General features: G+C 48.5%; 16 protein-coding genes and 1 other RNA gene. 8 read left to right on the forward strand and 9 right to left on the reverse strand.

Going from position 1 to position 15,001, the window contains the following annotated elements; translation table 11 throughout:
* Nucleotides 1–29: 29 nt before the first annotated feature.
* The gene (gene dapE, locus C504_RS0107980) at nt 30–1,241 is read left to right on the forward strand and encodes a succinyl-diaminopimelate desuccinylase (RefSeq protein WP_018688803.1); all 1,212 of its coding nucleotides are present in this window, start codon (nt 30–32) and stop codon (nt 1,239–1,241) included.
* A complete protein-coding gene (locus C504_RS18305; RefSeq protein ID WP_018688804.1) occupies nt 1,238–1,849 on the forward strand; it encodes a hypothetical protein in 612 nt (203 codons plus the stop codon). Before dapE ends, C504_RS18305 begins: the two co-directional genes overlap by 4 nt.
* Here the strand turns inward: C504_RS18305 and truA are convergent.
* From truA to def, 3 genes are read right to left on the reverse strand one after another with little or no spacing between them, the layout of a single operon-like run.
* Entirely contained in the window at nt 1,846–2,592 is a 747-nt protein-coding gene (gene truA, locus C504_RS0107990; RefSeq protein ID WP_018688805.1) for a tRNA pseudouridine(38-40) synthase TruA, read from the reverse strand. The genes C504_RS18305 and truA overlap by 4 nt on opposite strands.
* Entirely contained in the window at nt 2,593–3,522 is a 930-nt protein-coding gene (gene fmt, locus C504_RS0107995) for a methionyl-tRNA formyltransferase (protein WP_026317317.1), read from the reverse strand.
* 21 nt (nt 3,523–3,543) lie between these two features.
* Complete coding sequence (def, locus tag C504_RS0108000) at nt 3,544–4,065, reverse strand: peptide deformylase (RefSeq protein ID WP_018688807.1); 522 nt, start codon at nt 4,063–4,065, stop codon at nt 3,544–3,546.
* Between the two features lie 101 nt (nt 4,066–4,166).
* Here def and C504_RS0108005 point away from each other — a divergent pair, with 101 nt between their 5' ends.
* Genes C504_RS0108005 through C504_RS17460 form a run of 3 tightly spaced genes read left to right on the forward strand, consistent with a single transcriptional unit; the run spans nt 4,167 to nt 7,354 of the window.
* Nucleotides 4,167–5,393: a DNA recombination protein RmuC gene (locus C504_RS0108005; RefSeq protein WP_018688808.1), complete on the forward strand. Its 1,227-nt coding sequence runs from the start codon at nt 4,167–4,169 to the stop codon at nt 5,391–5,393.
* A gap of 35 nt (nt 5,394–5,428) precedes the next feature.
* Nucleotides 5,429–6,142, forward strand: a complete 714-nt coding sequence (locus C504_RS0108010; RefSeq protein WP_018688809.1) for a VIT1/CCC1 transporter family protein — start codon at nt 5,429–5,431, stop codon at nt 6,140–6,142.
* Between the two features lie 21 nt (nt 6,143–6,163).
* Complete coding sequence (locus C504_RS17460; RefSeq protein WP_018688810.1) at nt 6,164–7,354, forward strand: MFS transporter; 1,191 nt, start codon at nt 6,164–6,166, stop codon at nt 7,352–7,354.
* Between the two features lie 23 nt (nt 7,355–7,377).
* Here the strand turns inward: C504_RS17460 and C504_RS0108020 are convergent, their stop codons facing one another.
* On the reverse strand, nt 7,378–8,604 hold the full coding sequence (locus C504_RS0108020) for a lytic murein transglycosylase (RefSeq protein WP_018688811.1): 1,227 nt from the start codon (nt 8,602–8,604) through the stop codon (nt 7,378–7,380).
* Nucleotides 8,605–8,678: 74 nt separating this feature from the next.
* The gene (recR, locus tag C504_RS0108025) at nt 8,679–9,287 is read right to left on the reverse strand and encodes a recombination mediator RecR (protein WP_018688812.1); all 609 of its coding nucleotides are present in this window, start codon (nt 9,285–9,287) and stop codon (nt 8,679–8,681) included.
* A gap of 118 nt (nt 9,288–9,405) precedes the next feature.
* On the opposite strand from recR, the gene C504_RS0108030 reads away from it, so the two are divergent.
* On the forward strand, nt 9,406–10,329 hold the full coding sequence (locus tag C504_RS0108030; RefSeq protein ID WP_018688813.1) for a DMT family transporter: 924 nt from the start codon (nt 9,406–9,408) through the stop codon (nt 10,327–10,329).
* On the opposite strand, the gene C504_RS0108035 is transcribed toward C504_RS0108030, so the two are convergent.
* The 4 genes from C504_RS0108035 to ffs all read right to left on the reverse strand — a co-directional run bounded on the left by C504_RS0108035 (nt 10,330) and on the right by ffs (nt 13,415).
* Entirely contained in the window at nt 10,330–11,022 is a 693-nt protein-coding gene (locus C504_RS0108035) for an extensin-like domain-containing protein (protein ID WP_169385093.1), read from the reverse strand.
* A 46-nt stretch (nt 11,023–11,068) separates the two neighbouring features.
* Nucleotides 11,069–11,392 carry a YbaB/EbfC family nucleoid-associated protein gene (locus tag C504_RS0108040; protein WP_018688815.1) on the reverse strand — a complete coding sequence of 108 codons (324 nt, stop codon included), beginning with the start codon at nt 11,390–11,392 and terminating at the stop codon, nt 11,069–11,071.
* A gap of 16 nt (nt 11,393–11,408) precedes the next feature.
* Nucleotides 11,409–13,247 (reverse strand): DNA polymerase III subunit gamma/tau, encoded by a 1,839-nt coding sequence (locus C504_RS0108045; protein WP_018688816.1) that lies wholly within the window; start codon nt 13,245–13,247, stop codon nt 11,409–11,411.
* 71 nt (nt 13,248–13,318) lie between these two features.
* Nucleotides 13,319–13,415: signal recognition particle sRNA small type (ffs, locus tag C504_RS18520), an RNA gene on the reverse strand.
* Nucleotides 13,416–13,605: 190 nt separating this feature from the next.
* Between ffs and C504_RS17465 the strand changes: the two genes are divergently transcribed.
* Nucleotides 13,606–14,022, forward strand: coding sequence for an HIT domain-containing protein (locus C504_RS17465; protein WP_041951644.1), 417 nt, complete (start codon nt 13,606–13,608; stop codon nt 14,020–14,022).
* A gap of 15 nt (nt 14,023–14,037) precedes the next feature.
* Nucleotides 14,038–14,985 carry an NAD(+) diphosphatase gene (gene nudC / locus C504_RS0108055; RefSeq protein WP_018688818.1) on the forward strand — a complete coding sequence of 316 codons (948 nt, stop codon included), beginning with the start codon at nt 14,038–14,040 and terminating at the stop codon, nt 14,983–14,985.
* Nucleotides 14,986–15,001: the final 16 nt, after the last annotated feature.

The raw sequence follows: 15,001 nt of genomic DNA on the forward strand, positions 1-15,001 counted from the left end.
CACATTGCGTGCGGCTTTACATCCATCGCATGACCCAAAACACGACCGATCCTATTGCTGTTCTTAGAACACTTATTCAATGTCCATCCGTCACACCTGATGAGGGCGGTGCGCTGTCTGCATTAACAGACATGCTTTCGCCTATGGGGTTTTCGATTGAGCGCCCCGTATTTAGCGACGAAGACACACCCGATATTGAAAATCTTTATGCGCGGCTTTCTGGCAATGGCCCTCACCTCATGTTTGCTGGGCACACGGATGTTGTACCTGTTGGCGATGAAGCGGCTTGGACTAATCCACCGTTCAGCGCAGCAATAAAAGATGGCATGATGTATGGCCGCGGTGCGGTCGACATGAAGGGCGGCATTGCCTGTTTTGTCGCTGCTCTTGCGCGCTATGTGGAAAAAAACGGTAACCCATCCGGCTCGATTTCCTTTTTGATTACTGGCGACGAAGAGGGCCCAGCCATTAACGGGTCAAAGAAATTGCTCGAATGGGCTGCAGCAAAAGGCGAGACATGGGATGGCTGTATCTTAGGTGAGCCAACCAACCCTGACACAATGGGCGACATGATGAAAATCGGGCGCCGTGGTTCTCTGTCAGGCACATTGCGCATCAATGGAACACAAGGCCATACGGCTTATCCCCATCTGGCTGATAACCCGACACGCAGCCTTGTTTCATTGCTTGATGCGCTGCTTTATCCAGCGTTTGATGAAGGCACTGAGAACTTCCAACCCAGCAATATTGAGGTCAATATGCTGGATGTTGTTGGCGGCGCAATCAATGTCATACCGGCCAAAGCAAGCGCGGTGTTCAACATACGCTTTAATGACACATGGAATGTTGAAACACTCAAAGCGGAAATCGAACGCCGCTTGAGCGCAGCTGCCAAAGACAGAAAACTACGCCCGACGAAAAACAATGACACTGTTTTTGACATCGAATGGCGTGAGCAGCCAAGCCATGTGTTTTTGACACGCGATGATGCGCTTATTGATACATTGGGAAAAAGCGTGGAGAAGATTACCGGACGCTTCCCAGAACAGTCGACCACCGGCGGCACCTCTGATGCACGGTTCATCAAAGATTATTGCCCCGTGATTGAGTTCGGCCTTGTTGGCCAAACCATGCACAAGGTCGACGAATGTGTTGCGGTTGATGATCTGGAAACATTGACGCGAGTTTATGAGCAATTTATCGGCGACTGGTTTTTGGCCGCCACTTCAAAGGCTACATGATGATCAGTCTCGATTATGCTTTTTATCATATCGAACGCGTGCTTCGAATGATGCGCGGTGATGCAAGCGCGCTTGATGAAATGGACATATCGACAGATGGTTTTTGGCGCTCATTCGGCACGATTATATTTGCATTGCCTGCGCTATTTTTTATGTGGGTCGAAAGCAGTCAGGAACTGATTTCTCAAGGTTCTGATTTGCAGATGGGGCAAATCTTCATACGGAGAATTCCAATAGACATTATTTCTTGGGTTTTGCCGTTTGCATTCTACCCAGTTGTCTTGAAGTTCTTAAACCGCCCGCATCGTTATTCTCACCTTGTCATCGCCATTAATTGGTCGAATCTGGTGCTTTATTACGTTTTCGCAGCCATTATTCTGATTTCGTTTTTTCTTCCAAAAACAGAAGCAATTACCGTCACTTTAGGTTTCTTGATGATCGCGACATTGATCGCTTCTATCGTCGTTGTGACGCACGTTATCAAAATCAGTTTGAATGCTTCAGCTGGCCTTGCTGCGGCATTTGTCATTATCGAGATTATCGTGCTTTACACGCTGGTATATAATGTTGAGGGCTTGCTTGGACTGCACGTGCCAGCGCCGCTTTAGTCGTAATCGACTTGCGTTAAATAAAGACCGCATGATGGGGCCAGCGCACCGCAACGCTGGTGGTCTTTGGCTTCAAGCGCTGCGACCAGATCGGTGGAAGTCCATTTTCCATCACCAACAAGTTTAAGCGCGCCTACCATAGAACGCACCTGATTATGCAGGAAGCTACGTGCAAAAACTTCAAAGAAAATGTCATTGCCCTGCCGTGTCACATTCAGCCGATCCAAAGTTTTGACCGGTGATTGCGCCTGACAGTGAACTGCGCGAAACGTTGTGAAATCATGTGTGCCGAGCAAGTTTTGTGCAGCCTCATGCATCGCGTTTTCATCAAGATGGCGACGCACCCACCAGCCGCGATTGCGGGCAAGTGCAATTGGCGCTTCTTGATTGATAATGCGGTAGCGGTAATGCCGTGCCTTGGCAGAGAACCGTGCATGAAATTTTTCCGTCATTTTTTCAGCAGACAGAATCGAGACCGGCTCACCATTTTGCAATAAATAAGAATTGATGGCGTCACGAACCGTTTTTTCCGGCCAATCTTTCGTCAAATCAGCGTGGCAAATTTGACCAAGACCGTGAACACCTGCGTCCGTGCGTCCGGCGACCTGCATCGTAACGTCTTCTTTGCAGAAACGCGCAATTGCTTCTTCTATTACCGCTTGCACACCACGTCCGTTTTTCTGGCGTTGCCAGCCGACATAGGGTGTGCCGTCATACTCAACAGTTAGTTTGTAGCGTGGCATTTAGCGCACGCCTTCTACTGGTGCGCCGCGCAAAAACTCTGCCGCAGCCATCGCTTTCGATCCAGCTTTTTGCAAAGTTGTAATAATCACCGCGCCTGATGCACATCCAATCGCAAGGCCGCGCGCGTCGCTTACCGTTTTTGCTTGCGCAATTTCAAGCTGCGTATCAGCGATAGATCGCAGTAGTTTTACGCGCTCCCACTTGCCTGCAATATGCATTTCGCACCAAGCGCCCGGAAACGGCGCTAGCCCGCGAATGAGATTATGGGTTGTTTGCGCATCCAGTGAAAAATCAATGTGGGCTTCTGCCTTATCAATCTTGGCTGCATATTCCACACCCTCGATCGGCTGCTCTTGCAGACGCAAACTGCCGCGCTCAAGCGCTGACATTGCGCGTGTCATCAGATCGGCACCCAATATGGAGAGTGTGTCGTGAAGTTCGCCCGCGGTCGTATTCTCGCCGATAGCAACGCGTTCGCCCATTGCGATATCGCCAGTATCAAGCCCCTTATCCATTTTCATAACCATCATGCCCGTATGGCTGTCACCGGCCATAATCGCACGCTGGATTGGCGCAGCACCGCGCCAGCGCGGTAACAAGGATGCATGGCCATTATAACAACCATATTCGGTGCCTGACAAAATGGCTTCCGGTAATAACAAACCATAGGCAACGACAACAGCAACATCGGCTTTCAGGTCAGAAAATGCTTGCGCTTGCTCATCGCTTTTAAGCGATGTCGGCGTGCGCACTTCAATACCAAGCTTTTCAGCAGTTTCATGAACGGGCGATTTTTTAAGCTCAAGTCCACGGCGGCCAGCCGGACGCGGTGGCTGCGAATAACAGGCAACAATTTCATGGCCATGCTCAACCAATGCCAACAATGTTGGCACGGAAAAATCTGGCGTACCCATAAAGATAATTCGCATGGTGCGCTCTTCTGCTTTAGCTTAGATTTTCGGTTCGCGTTGTTTCGACAACTTCTTAAATTTCCGGATCACCATTTCACGCTTCAATTTTGACAGGTGATCAATGAACAATGTTCCATCAAGGTGATCTATTTCGTGCTGCAGTACGGTTGCCAACATGCCGTCAGCTTCAATCAGCTGCTGCTTACCCGTCAGATCAATATACTCAACGGTCACTTCTGCTGGCCGCTCAACTTCTGCATAGATATCAGGAATTGAAAGACAGCCCTCTTCATAAACATTAGGCGTATCGGATGATTTGACGATAGATGGATTGATAAACACCTGCGGATTGGGTTCATCATCTTTACCGGCCACATCAATCACCAACATTCGGCGCGCTTCACCAACTTGAATCGCAGCAAGGCCAACGCCCGGCGCGTCATACATTGTCTCCAACATATTGTCGGCAAATTTGCGCAAATCATCATCGACGCGTTCAACCAGTTTTGATTTCTGGCGCAGGATAGGATCAGGTATTATAACAAGCGGTAATATGGACATGGGCTTCACGTAAAGTTTCGCGTTTGAAACGTCAATATCGGGAGAAGTACCTGTTCGTCTATAGGCATTACCGCGAGACGCGAATCACGTAAGCTGAAAACATGGATATTACACGCATATTTGAACAAACAGCTTTCATGATCGGCAATATGGCGATCACTTTCGGGCAGCTAGCAATAGCAAGCGCTTGCCTTTTAGGCATGCTGTTACTGTTTTTGATCATCACAACTCGTCGCGCTTCTAAAATACGTCTAGCGGAGATCGAAGCATCCCGGCTTCGTGCCATAGAAGCTGAAGCGCGTGTCGCAGATATTTTAAAAAGTCAGGCAGAGATGCAGGGGCGCCTTTCTACAATTGCCGAAGTTTTTGGCTCGCGCCAAAGCGAACTTAATGAGTCGATCAATACGCGGCTTGAATCCATGACAACGCGCCTTGGTGCTTCGATGAGCGAACAGCAAAAATCGACGCATGAAAATTTGAGCAAGTTACAAGAACGGCTCGCTGTTATCGACAAAGCGCAAGATAACATTAGCCAATTGGCTGGCAATGTTGTCGAGCTTCAGTCCATTCTTTCCAACAAGCAAACACGTGGTGCCTTTGGTCAAAGCCGTATGGAAACGATTATTGCTGACGGTTTACCGATGGGCGCATTTGAATTTCAAACGACTTTATCAAATGGCAACCGCCCTGATTGTACGATCAAAATGCCGAATGATGCGCCTGATTTGGTTATTGATGCTAAATTTCCATTGGAAAGCTGGAACGCTATACGCAAAGCCGAAGACAGCGCGACGGTAGATCACCATGCGCGCCAATTCCGTAATGATATGGATGCGCACATCAAGGCGATATCCAGCAAATATTTAATTACTGGCGAAACACAGGATACAGCATTTTTGTTTGTGCCATCGGAAAGCATATTTGCCGATATTCATGAACACCACGAAACAATCGTTCATAAGGCGCATAAGGCACGTATCGTTATCGTTTCGCCGTCACTGCTCATGCTTTCCATTCAGGTCATTCAAGCGCTTTTAAAGGATGCCCGTATGCGCGAGCAGGCGCACTTAATTCAGACCGAAGTTATGCGTCTTATGGAAGATCTTGGCCGCCTTGATGACCGCGTTCATAAATTGCAAAATCACTTTGGTCAGGCAAACAAGGATATCGATGATATTCTCGTATCTACAGGCAAGCTTACAAAACGCGGGCAACGGATCGAAGGTTTAGAGTTCAAATCAACGCCCGTTGAAGATAAGAGCGAAAAAAAATCAGCCGACAGCAAAACTGGCCAGCTGCGTTTACGCGTTGTAGACGGCGATGACTAATTTACTCCTTGTTGCATTTGAACTAAGCACCGCTCATGTCCCCAGATTTTCCATCCGCTCATCCTGAAGATCCTCATTTCATTTCCCGTAGTGGATGGCTGCGTGCTGCAGTTCTTGGCGCAAATGATGGTATTGTTTCCATATCATCCTTGATCGTCGGCGTTGCCGCAGCAAATGCTGACCGAACCTCGATTCTTATTGCAGGATTAGCTGGGCTGGTTGCTGGTGCCATGTCGATGGCATCGGGTGAATATGTTTCTGTTTCATCGCAAGCTGATATTGAAAAAGCCGATATTCAGCGGGAAGCCGAGGCGCTTAAAGAAAACCATAAGGAAGAGTTTGACGAACTTGTCGCGATTTACGAGCTACGCGGCTTAAAAAGTGAAACGGCTGAACTTGTCGCCCATGAACTAACCGAAGATGATGCACTGCGCGCTCATATTCGTGATGAACTTGGACTTTCAGAACACCATTCGGCAAACCCATTGCAGGCAGCATTTGCCTCTGCTTTCACCTTCAGCATGGCTGGTGCACTCCCTCTGCTTGCTACTTTTCTGGCGCCCACAAGCGCCATTATAACTGCCGTTCTTATTACCACCTTCATCGCCTTGATAACGCTTGGTGCATTGGGCGCAAAATTTGGCGGCGCACCGATTATGCCTGCTGCAGTGCGCGTTTTGATTTGGGGTAGCATTGCAATGGCGATTACAGCAGGTGTTGGATGGCTATTTGGTGTTACAATTGCCTAGCGAGCTGTGAGGGCAAACAGAATGACGAACTTTGAACGTGTCGCGCTCTATGCCTTGCTGATTTCGATCACAGCACTTTCACTCGACATGCTACTGCCCTTGCTTCCTACCATTGCTCAAGAGTTTAAAAGTTCAGACAGCAACCAAATCTATTTCGTTATATCAGCAGTCATATTCGGTATGATCTTTGGGGAAATTATTTTTGGACCTTTAGCGGATGCTATTGGCCGCAAGCCGGCACTTATCATCGGGCTGGCCGTTTTTCTTTTCGGTACAATCATCGCGCTAACGGCTCACAATTTAACATGGCTGCTCATTGGCCGTGCTATACAAGGCATAGGCGTTTCTGGACCTAAGATTGCAACACGCGCCTTGATCCGTGATCAATTTCAAGCGGCGCAAATGGCGCGCATGATGTCCATGGTGTTTTTTATGCTTATCGGCGTCACGATGCTTGCTCCGATTTTGGGCCAATGGCTTGGCAATGCGCTCGGTTGGCGCTCTATATTTTACTTCTATCTCATCATAACCTTTGTTGCAGGCGGATGGCTATTACTGCGCCACAAAGAGACTTTGCCGCGCAATGCACGAACGCCTCTTTTATTGAAAGAAATGCTCAAGAACTTAAATCTCATTTTAAAAAATGGGCGCGTTCTATCTTACACCTGTATTGCGGGACTTGTTTTTGGCGCGCAACTTACATTCCTATCCGTTGCACAATCTATCTTTGATAAGACCTATGGCCGCGCAGATAGTTTTGTTTATTGGGTCGCAGCACTGTCGCTTTGTATCGGCTTATCATCATTGCTCAATAGCTATCTCGTGATGCGCAAACCAATGGATTATTTGGTTGGCTTCGCTCTATCCGGCCTCGGCTTTATCGGTGCCATTCTATTCACCTTCTCTCAAGTGTCAGACACCTACCCACCATTTATCGTATTTATCACAGCCACTGCATTTGCCTTTGGCTGTATCGGCACTGTTTTTGGGAATATTAACGCAATGGCGATGACCTATTTGGGCCGTGTTGCTGGCCTTGGAGCAAGTGTCATTAGCTCAGTGTCCAGTTTGATAGCCTTTGCGCTTGCAGCATTCATGAGTCAAATACACGATGGAACGCCTTTTGCGCTATCCATATGTTTTATGATCGCTGGCTTGGGCGGCCTCACCGCTCTCATAATGGCAAGGCAGCTTGACGAAATCTCCGTATAATTCGCAAACCATGTTTGCTGCGTTTATTTGACAGAGCGGATCAAATCATTGCTTGGAAAACAGGTTGGTTGGCGCTGGTGTGCCGACTCCCAATCGCCAATTGAACGCCGTGTTTTAAATCCCGGCAAACCGTCAGCACCGCCAACATCCATGCCCATACGTTCAAGATTACGCTGCATCGACGCGATATCGGAGCGCAGCATCGCATCCGTTTTGCGCCACCCTGCATTAAAAGCCGCGCTGCCATATTGAATACGGTCGCCTGCATGCCCAACAAAAAGAGCATAGAGATCGCTCTCATTATATTCTTTGATGACATAGAAGTTTGGCGTGACGATAAAGGCTGGTCCAAAGCGACCCGCAGGCATGAGAATTGACCCAAGCTTATTCATCTCAGCGTTCGGAAACGGCTTTCCGTTGACGCGTTTGACGCCTAAACGTGTCCATTCTGCAAAGGTTTTGCGATTATCTGGCCCTTCCTGCGCACAGGAAATTGCACTGGGGAGCGTGACCTCAAAACCCCAATCACGGCCTGCCTGCCATCCGAATTTATTTAAATAAGCACCAATTGAACCAAGCGTATCAGGCGTTGAATTCCAAATATCTGCTTTTCCGCTTCCATCAATATCAACGGCATATTTCAAATAGGACGACGGCAGAAATTGAGGCTGCCCCAACGCACCAGCCCACGATGATTTCATTTGCGACGGTGTTGCCAAGCCGCGTTCAACCATCTGCAATCCAGCAATCAATTCGCCTTGAAACAGCTCAGGCCGCGTTGACATGAAAGCCTTAGTGCCCAGCACTTCGAACGCATCATGGGGAATGGTTACACGGCCAAAGCCAGATTCTCTGCCCCAAATCGCGATTAAAATACGGCCTGGCACACCATACTTGCGCTCAATCGCTTTAATCGTTGTCGCGTTTTGGTTCAAAAGACCACGCCCAGTGGCTACGATGGAGCCCAAATTTCGTTCATTGAAATAGTTGGATGGTTGGGAGAATTCGGCTTGCCTGATTTTCTGAGGCGTACCGCTTGAACCGGGCGTGACAAGTCCTGGTATTTTCTGATTGAGTTTTTTACCCGCCAGCGCGCGATCAAAAGTGCCGCGCGATACGCCTGCAGCTTTGGCTTTGGGCCACATTTCATTTTCTAAAAAGGCGCGGTATTGCGTGTCCAAACTACCGCTTTGCGCATAGGAAAATGCCGGTATCAACAATGTGAATATAACGGTGATCAAACGCAGCATTAAAAGCCCCTATTTCAAGAATCATAATCACAGCTTACGCAATGGATTCAGGTGCGATCAAGGCAAAGCGGATTTTAAAAAATTGTACGGCTTCTGAGTGCAGCCGATAATGTACCCTCATCAAGGTAATCAAGCTCGCCGCCCACAGGTACGCCGTGCGCCAAACGCGTAATCTTTACATCAAGATCTTCAAGCTGCGACGTAATATAATGCGCCGTAGTTTGCCCTTCGACAGTCGCGTTGACAGCCAAGATCAACTCTTTGACTTCGCCGCCGACAATACGGTCCACCAGTGTCTTAATGTTCAGATCATCAGGGCCAACACCATCGAGCGGGGAAAGCGTTCCGCCTAGAATGTGATAACGCACACTCATTTCTGCTGCCCGCTCCAAAGCCCATAGATCAGCCACATCCTCTACGACAATGATTGTTGTACTGTCGCGGCGCGGATCGGTGCAAATAGAACAAGGATTTTGCGTATCCACATTGGCGCAGACCGAGCAGATTTGAACTTTTTCAGCCGCATCAGCCATTGCGCTGGCCAGAGGCGTTAAAAGCTGATCTTTCTTTTTGATCAGGTGCAATGCTGCACGACGTGCCGAGCGTGGTCCGAGCCCTGGCACTTTTGCCAGTAACTGGATCAGTTTTTCAATTTCCGCACCGGCGATTCGTTTTGTTGACATGTGCTAGATTTAGTGCGGGAAACCCAACTTTGAAAGAGACATGACGGGTTGTGCGCATATTTCGGGTGGCAAGTTCTCATAATCACACCTATTGCTTTTGAAACAAAGCGAGAGCCGCATGTCCAAGCCAACCATCAACTCATCCATGACCACAATTGAATGGGTCATGCTTATCACCCTGTCGGTTGTTTTTGGCGGCTCGTTCTTTTTTGTCGGGGTGATTGTGCAAGACATGCCACCCAAAACCATCGTCTTTTTTCGTGTATTGATTGCAGCCCTCGCCTTGCATCTTTTCATGCGCGTCACGGGCCGTAAAATACCTTGGACGGGTACTGCTTGGTTCGCTTTCTTTGCAATGGGACTGCTGAATAATGTTATTCCGTTTTCGCTCATTGTCTGGGGCCAAACGCAAATTGCATCGGGTGTTGCATCAATCCTTAATGCCACAACCCCGTTATTTACTGTGATGATTGCTCACGCACTGACAACCGATGAAAAGCTAACCATAACGCGGGTAAGCGGTATCGTCGCAGGGTTTATCGGTGTTGCCATCATGATCGGCGGCGGCGCTATTGCAGATGGAGCCGCGACCGCACTTGCACAAATTGCATGTATCGGCGCTGCGATCTCCTATGGCTTTGCAAGCGTATTTGGCAAACGCTTTAAAGGCATGACGATCAGCCCTTATGCCGTGGCGACCGGTCAGGTCACAGCATCCACCATCATGATGTTTCCGATTATGATGATATTCGATCAGCCGTGGACGCTTTCAATGCCATCCACGCAAAGCATATTTGCGTTATTGGCACTTGGTCTCATATCGTCTGCTTTTGCCTATATTCTGTTTTTTAGTATTCTTGATGGAGCCGGCGCGACTAATCTTTCACTGGTGACATTTCTCGTGCCTGTTAGCGCGATATTCCTCGGCATTGTGTTTTTAGGTGAGATACTTCTTCCAAGACATTTAGCGGGGTTAGGACTTATCATTGTGGGACTTATTCTCGTTGATGGACGTGTCCTTAAACGCCGTGTCACTGCTTAGCTACTGCGGGAACCGGCACAAACGATATCCACCGCGTCGTTCTGCCACGTCCAAATGCAAATGATCGTCATGAAAAGCATCACTGCCCGGCCCTAGAACCGTTGTGAAATGCAAACAAGCACCAAATCGAACAGCCTTTTGAAACGCTTCCTCATCTGAGCCTTTACGGTCACGCGGCTCAATCTTAATGCTGCTGCCATCACTAAAATCAAAAGCTGCAATATCAATCGCATTGCCTGTAGCGTGCTCTGATAGCTTGACGTTTTTTTGATTATTTCGCCCACGGCAAACATAAGTAGAAGCCTGTGAAATGGAGGTGAGCTTTTTATCGCTGTCATATGCACTAACAGCAGGAATGACTGATTTTTCTATCCAGCCAGCCAGCGCTTCAACCGCATTGCAATTCAATGCGGTATCAGGCTTTACCGTAATATTATTAGCCAAAGTATCGATTACAATCGGATAGGCAACGCCGCAGGCACCCTCACCATTTTCAGTTGGCAAAACACGGAATTTGATACCAAGATCAGATAATCGTTTTTCGCAAGCGTAATCGCGTAATGGTTTGATAGCGGCTTCAAATTCTTTTGGTTTTAAAACCGCACCAGAGCTATTCAGCGTGTCGTCTTGCTTTATTGGACGCTCGCTCGGAATGGGCAATTCTTGCGCCAGACCGAACGATATTGCAGACAACAAAAAAGCAAATGCGCTCAATGCGCACAGACGCGTGATAATCAAATCAGAACGGTAATTTCATACCTGGTGGAATTGGCAATCCAGCCGTCATTTCCTTTGTCTTTTCAGCCATGATTGCTTCCACTTTGCCCTTGGCATCAGCGTGGGCAGCAATAATCAGATCTTCCAAGATTTCAGCGTCATGGTCTGCAAATACAGATGGATCAATTTTGATTGCGTTCAACTGCCCTTTGCCAGACATCGTCACAGTAACGACACCGCCGCCTGCACTGCCTTCTGCGGTTAAGGTTTCCATTTCCGTTTGCATGTCAGCCATTTTTTGCTGCATTTCTTTGGCCTTGCTCATCAGGCCCATCAAATCTTTCATGTGAAAATTCCTTTATTTAAAAATCTGTCAAATCGTCGGGATCAATCGGTACGTCATCGTCATATGATCCACCGTCATCAAGTATTATATCGTCATCCAATGCGTCAGCGCCAAGGCGTACATCAACAATTTTTGCCCCGGGGAATGCTGCAAGAATACCTGCGATCTGTGGATCACGCGACGCATCGGCTAGCATCGCATTGCGCTTGCCGTCTGAAACCTCTTCCAGTGTCGCGCCGCCTTCTTCGTCGCGGCTAACGGAAACAATCCAGCGCGTGCCGGTCCATTCGGTCAATTTACGGCCAAGATCGCCAGCAAGTGATTTGGGTGCATCTTCCGTGAGGGTGATCGATAGATTGCCCGGCGCAACGGATACAAGGCGCACGCATTTGCGAATGTTCACCTTCATCAAAGGATCACGGTTTTTTTCCGCTAACGCATCAATATCATCCAATGAATTCACGGGCACTGCGGGAGCTGCTGGTTCTGTTTGCGGCTTTTGTTCCGGCTGCGGGTTACTTGCCACCATTCGTACTGGCGCAGCTTGCCCCATATTTGCTGTTACAGATGACGCATCACCATTGGACGGCATGCTGCTTTGTCCCACGGCATGTGCCATGGAATGACCACCTGATGATGTGTTTGAACCTGCCATTGCATTTGGTTGCGGCGCGCTTTGGCTAGGCGCGCCATCAAGCTTTTTTAGCGCATCATCCAGTGTTGGCATGGTGGAAGCATGGGCCAGCCGAATAAGCACCATTTCTGCTGCGGCCACAGGGCGCGGTGCACTTTGTGTCTCCGGTATGCCTTTTAAAAGCATCTGCCACGTACGTGCCAGAACACTGACTGCAATCTTTTCAGAAAATGCCAAGCCGCGTTCTTTTTCATCAGGCGACAAGGATGGATCATTGGCAGCAGCGCCTGGCACAAAACGCAAGCGCGTCACCAGATGCGTAAACTCGGCCAAATCCGTCAAAATAACGGCCGGATCAGCACCGACATCATATTGAGATCGAAACTCTGCCAATGCTTCCGTGATACGGCCAGCCATAAGATGCTCAAACAAATCAACAATACGGGTACGGTCAGCTAAGCCGAGCATTGAGCGCACAGTACTTGCATCGACCTTGCCTGAACTATGGGCAATGGCCTGATCGAGAATAGAAAGCGCATCCCGCACGGAGCCTTCTGACGCACGTGCGACCATCGCCAGCGATGCTTCGTCAGCCTCAACCCCTTCTTGCTGAATAATCGACGCCAGATGCGCAACCATTTCGGCTGTTTCAACACGGCGCAGATCAAAACGCTGACAGCGAGACAGCACCGTAATAGGTACTTTTCGGATTTCCGTCGTTGCAAAGATAAACTTTGCATGAGGCGGCGGCTCTTCCAGTGTCTTTAAAAGCGCATTGAACGCTTTGTCCGACAGCATGTGAATCTCGTCAATGATATAGACTTTATAACGTGCAGAAACGGGCGCATAGCGCACACCGTCAATGATCTGCTTAATGTCTTCGATGCCTGTGTGCGAGGCAGCGTCCATCTCGATAATATCGACATGTCGCCCTTCCATGATCGCTTGGCAATCGACGCCGGGCGTCGAAAGATCAACACTTGGTTGATCTTTAAGATCGGTTTTATAATTAAGCGCTCGCGCCAAAATTCGCGCAGTCGTCGTCTTGCCCACACCGCGAACGCCAGTCAGCATCCACGCTTGAGCAATTCGTCCTGTTTGAAACGCATTGGTGAGTGTACGCACCATCGGCTCTTGGCCAATGAGTGAGGTAAAATCACTAGGGCGATATTTACGGGCAAGAACGCGATACGGCGTTGCTTTTTCAGATGCATTATTCATGGCAGCTTTGTAACGCGAAATGCGATCAAGTGACGAGTCTTGAATTTATTAATCTGCAAGAAATTTGGAAGGTGGAAGGCTGGACCGGTGACCCGCGTCGAATTCGTTAGGGCTGCTTCCTTCCGGACCTGACCCAGTTGGCGAGTGACGCGTCCACAGCCAACCTTCCAAGGCCCATATCGGACTTTCAGACATAAAATGCAAGTATCAATAGAGTTTTTGATCGTTTTCAGCGGCCATAAATGAAGTGACGCCTGCTTTCCGTATCCGTTGTGCAGGCAATTTGTGCTACATTTAATTTTAACAAATGCGTATTTATCTTAGTCGCAACAACTTTACGCGCTCACAGGATAATCAAATGACAGATTTTAAACTGGATTCAAGATTGAGCGCCGACACGATGGAAATCGGCGAGAGCGGCTTATGTCGGTTATTGCTGATGAATGATTCGCGCTTTCCTTGGCTTATTATGGTGCCACGCCGTCATGATATAACAGAAATGCATGAACTTACGCCGCTTGATCAAACGGTATTAACATTTGAAATCGCTCAAATATCCGAATTGCTCAAAGACATCACCGGATGCAAGAAAATCAATATCGGTGCGCTTGGAAATATGGTGCCGCAGCTTCATATCCATATTATTGGCCGTAACGAAGGTGATGCAGCCTGGCCAGGTCCAGTTTGGGGTTCCGGAAAAGCTGTTCCCTATGATAAAGAACCATTGAAATCTTTCATCGAGCGCTTCTCGTCTGCGTTACAGCAAGTAAGCTAATCAAGCCGGACACATATGACCTTCTCACTATTTGACGCCCCCTATCCTGAATATTCCGCAGGCTATGCATTTACGGGCAACCCGTTAAACCGTTTTTCCGAACGCCGAACACAAAACTGCGTCGCTGAAGCGCTTGCTACGCGCGGCGCAAAATTACTGGTTGTCGCCTACGGTAAGGTTCTCTTAAAAAAAGAAGAGAACAATCTCAATGCAATCTTCACACCACAAGAACTGAAAGCCGCTCAGGTTAATGAAAGCAATATTGTTTTATTGGGGTGGGACGAAACAGGGCTGCCTTGGCTCATTGCACCGTCAGCTTTTACGGAAGAAAATCTATCTAATGACTTTGAAGCAATCGATTTTCGCTCTGTTTATATTCAAGGGCTTCTCAAGGAGGCACAACTTGGAATGCTGGCTCAAGGCGGTGCGCTTTTAAGCTGGCACAAAAGCCATGCATTCTGTTCACGCTGCGGCACAGCAAGCAACATGCGCGATGGCGGATATAAACGTGTCTGCCCAAATTGCAGTGCTGAGCATTTTCCCCGCACTGATCCCGTTGTGATTATGTTGACGGTTTCGCAGGACAACAAAAAATGTCTGCTCGGCCGCAGTCCGCATTTTGCGCAAGGCGTTTATTCGTGTCTGGCAGGTTTTGTTGAACCGGGTGAAACGATCGAAATGGCCATGCGACGCGAAACCAAAGAAGAGACCAATATCGACGTGGAGCGTGTTTCATATCACGCAAGTCAGCCTTGGCCGTTTCCCTATACAATGATGATTGGTTGTTACGGAGTGGCGGCTTCTGAAAGCATCATTGTGGACGATGAGCTGGAAGATGCACGCTGGTTTTCACGTGATGAGGTTCGCCAAATTGCGAACGGCACACATCCAGATGGTTTTATTATGCCGCCAAAGGGCGCAATTGCCAGCAATCTTGTCCTGCACTGGCTTAATTCGGCCTGATGCGCTTAAAAAAGCG

Origin of the sequence: Ahrensia kielensis DSM 5890 (assembly GCF_000374465.1) — a bacterium.
Classification (GTDB): domain Bacteria; phylum Pseudomonadota; class Alphaproteobacteria; order Rhizobiales; family Rhizobiaceae; genus Ahrensia; species Ahrensia kielensis.

Excerpts from the sequence above, each read along its gene's own strand:
- dapE (WP_018688803.1), top strand. The coding sequence starts at position 30 with ATGACCCAAAACACGACCGATCCTATTGCTGTTCTTAGAACACTTATT.
- C504_RS18305 (WP_018688804.1), top strand. The coding sequence starts at position 1,238 with ATGATGATCAGTCTCGATTATGCTTTTTATCATATCGAACGCGTGCTT.
- truA (WP_018688805.1), bottom strand. The coding sequence starts at position 2,592 with ATGCCACGCTACAAACTAACTGTTGAGTATGACGGCACACCCTATGTC.
- fmt (WP_026317317.1), bottom strand. The coding sequence starts at position 3,522 with ATGCGAATTATCTTTATGGGTACGCCAGATTTTTCCGTGCCAACATTG.
- def (WP_018688807.1), bottom strand. The coding sequence starts at position 4,065 with ATGTCCATATTACCGCTTGTTATAATACCTGATCCTATCCTGCGCCAG.
- C504_RS0108005 (WP_018688808.1), top strand. The coding sequence starts at position 4,167 with ATGGATATTACACGCATATTTGAACAAACAGCTTTCATGATCGGCAAT.
- C504_RS0108010 (WP_018688809.1), top strand. The coding sequence starts at position 5,429 with ATGTCCCCAGATTTTCCATCCGCTCATCCTGAAGATCCTCATTTCATT.
- C504_RS17460 (WP_018688810.1), top strand. The coding sequence starts at position 6,164 with ATGACGAACTTTGAACGTGTCGCGCTCTATGCCTTGCTGATTTCGATC.
- C504_RS0108020 (WP_018688811.1), bottom strand. The coding sequence starts at position 8,604 with ATGCTGCGTTTGATCACCGTTATATTCACATTGTTGATACCGGCATTT.
- recR (WP_018688812.1), bottom strand. The coding sequence starts at position 9,287 with ATGTCAACAAAACGAATCGCCGGTGCGGAAATTGAAAAACTGATCCAG.
- C504_RS0108030 (WP_018688813.1), top strand. The coding sequence starts at position 9,406 with ATGTCCAAGCCAACCATCAACTCATCCATGACCACAATTGAATGGGTC.
- C504_RS0108040 (WP_018688815.1), bottom strand. The coding sequence starts at position 11,392 with ATGAAAGATTTGATGGGCCTGATGAGCAAGGCCAAAGAAATGCAGCAA.
- C504_RS0108045 (WP_018688816.1), bottom strand. The coding sequence starts at position 13,247 with ATGAATAATGCATCTGAAAAAGCAACGCCGTATCGCGTTCTTGCCCGT.
- C504_RS17465 (WP_041951644.1), top strand. The coding sequence starts at position 13,606 with ATGACAGATTTTAAACTGGATTCAAGATTGAGCGCCGACACGATGGAA.
- nudC (WP_018688818.1), top strand. The coding sequence starts at position 14,038 with ATGACCTTCTCACTATTTGACGCCCCCTATCCTGAATATTCCGCAGGC.